Source organism: Aquibacillus salsiterrae, from assembly GCF_028416595.1.
Taxonomy (GTDB): Bacteria; Bacillota; Bacilli; order Bacillales; family Amphibacillaceae; genus Aquibacillus_A; species Aquibacillus_A salsiterrae.
Window position 1 is genome coordinate 1 of the sequence record NZ_JAMQKC010000053.1, and the last position, 2,438, is coordinate 2,438.

A 2,438-nucleotide genomic window follows, 5' to 3' on the forward strand; every position below is an offset into this window, starting at 1 on the left:
TTTTGTAACTATTCAGGTACCCAATATATTTCTAAAATTCCCACTGGACTCAGTGGGAATTTTTTTGTATACTTAACCCATGAAAATACAAGGACGAAACCTTACCTCAGAAGATATCCGTTGGATTGACACCCTTATCAGTGATCACCCTGATTGGCACCGAACTCGACTCTCACGTGAGATTTGTACCAAATGGAACTGGGTTAATGCAAAGGGGCAACTCAAAGACATGGCTTGTCGTACGATGCTTCTTAAATTAGAACGGCTTGGTTACCTTCGGTTGCCAGCAGCGCGCACGGTTGGCGTGGGGAACGTAATTAAGAAGCGTACGCCCGTCGCCCATTCTACAACTGAAATTATCTGTTCATTAAGAGAACTGGTTCCCCTTCGGGTTGAAGCCATCCAAAGCGCCGAATCCTCAAGATTATTTAAACATCTGCTAGAGGAGTACCATTACCTCGGTTTCAACGGGACGGTAGGCGAGAACATGAAATACATGGTGTACGATAACCAACAACGCCCACTCGCCTGTCTCCTTTTTGGATCAGCCGCATGGAGAATTGCTCCACGTGATGAATGGATCGGGTGGGATTCTACAACGCGCCAAAAGGGATTACATCTTATGACCAACAATATGAGATTTTTAATCTTGCCTTGGGTCAGGGTCCCTCATTTAGCCAGTCATTCACTCGCCAACATAGCTAAACGACTAAGTGATGACTGGCTACAAAAATATGGGCACCCTATCTATTTGCTTGAAACATTTGTTGAACAAAATCGTTTTCAAGGCACGTGTTACCGAGCGGCCAACTGGATACACGTAGGTCAAACACAAGGGCGGAGTCGAAACGATACCTATAGTACATTACACGTGCCGATCAAAAACATTTATCTATACCCCCTGACCCTTAAATTCAAAGAGGAGCTAAGTCATGAAACGTGAACAAATCTTAAAAGCCTGCCAAGAAGATCCAGAGAGTATCGTCGCACTAATTGCCCATTTAGAGGAAAACGTTCAAAGGCTGGAAGCACGCGTCAAGACGCTTGAAGACCAACTGAATAAAAACAGTCGCAATTCCAGTAAGCCCCCTTCCTCTGATGGGTTTAAAAAACCAAATCCTAAAAGCCTGCGCGAAAAAGGAAAACGGTCCGTTGGCGGACAGAAAGGTCATCCTGGCCATACTCTTTCCATGACAGATAAGCCTGACCATGTGGTGGTACACCAACTAAATACGTGTACCTGTGGTCAGGGTCTTATGGATTCTCCCGTCATACGCAGCGAGCGACGACAAGTTTGGGACATTCCTCCGTTGAAGATGGAAGTCACAGAACATCAAGCCGAAATCAAGTGTTGTTCTGCTTGTGGTAGTGTAAATAAAGCATCCTTTCCTGAAGAAGTTACTGCCCCCGTTCAGTATGGAGCCCGCGTCAAATCCATGACGATTTATCTTAATCAGTATCAGCTTCTTCCCTATGACCGCATTCAAGAACTCTTCCATGACATGTTTGGTCATGGGCTCGGGCAGGCGACTTGTGTCAGTGCCAACCATCACCTTTATAATCAGTTGGAAACCATCGAAGCTGACATCATCGAACGTATCGAAGAGAACGATGTCGTCCATTTTGATGAGACAAGCATGCGGGTTAAAGGAAAGAATCATTGGCTCCATGTCGCCAGCACCGACCAGTATACACATTACACGGTACATGAGAAACGAGGGAGGATTGGAATGGATGAAGCATCCATTCTGCCTACATTCTCTGGTACCGCCGTCCATGATGCTTGGAAGCCGTATTGGGGCTATTCCTGTCATCACGCTCTATGCAATGCGCACCATTTGCGTGAATTAACATTTGTCTATGAACAAGGGAACCAGAAATGGGCTAAAGAGATGATCGACCTCATACTGGAGATTAAACAATCCGTTGACAACAAAAGAGGGACTACGGAAACATTAGATGCTGATGAGATCGCCGTGTTTTCTAGGCGATATGATCAGATCATTAAAGTTGGACTTGTCGAAGAGGCGGGACTGAATCCTCCTGAGCAGGTGACCCCTAAAAAGAGAGGGAGAGTGAAACAAAGTAAAGCCAAAAACCTATTAGATCGCTTACAGACACATCGCCTAGAAGTCCTGTCGTTTATGTGCGATTTCCGAATCCCCTTCGATAACAACAAGGCTGAACGAGATGTCCGCATGACGAAAGTGCAGCAAAAAATATCAGGTACTTTTCGTAGTGAACAAGGGGCAAAGACATTCTGTCGGATTCGTGGGTTCATCTCCACAATCAAGAAGCACTCCCTCTCCGTCATGAAGGGGATCGAAGCAGCACTAGAGGGAAAGCCTTTCTTACCTCTCTAATTACAATTATTTTTCAGGGGTGCTCCGCACCCCTTTTTGCCATGCGTTTTTTCTGAGTACCTGAATAGTTACCTT

General features: G+C 45.5%; 2 protein-coding genes. Both read left to right on the forward strand.

The genetic code is table 11. The features are described from left to right. Positions 1–229 precede the first annotated feature (229 nt). The gene (locus NC799_RS18175) at positions 230–943 is read left to right on the forward strand and encodes a Druantia anti-phage system protein DruA (RefSeq protein ID WP_272447845.1); all 714 of its coding nucleotides are present in this window, start codon (positions 230–232) and stop codon (positions 941–943) included. Next, positions 933–2,363: an IS66 family transposase gene (tnpC, locus tag NC799_RS18180; protein ID WP_272447846.1), complete on the forward strand. Its 1,431-nt coding sequence runs from the start codon at positions 933–935 to the stop codon at positions 2,361–2,363. The genes NC799_RS18175 and tnpC overlap by 11 nt, the downstream gene beginning before the upstream one ends. Positions 2,364–2,438 lie beyond the last annotated feature (75 nt).

What these genes read in the sequence shown, in the direction of transcription:
- NC799_RS18175 (WP_272447845.1), top strand. Translation starts at nt 230, where the DNA reads ATGGCTTGTCGTACGATGCTTCTTAAATTAGAACGGCTTGGTTACCTT.
- tnpC (WP_272447846.1), top strand. Translation starts at nt 933, where the DNA reads ATGAAACGTGAACAAATCTTAAAAGCCTGCCAAGAAGATCCAGAGAGT.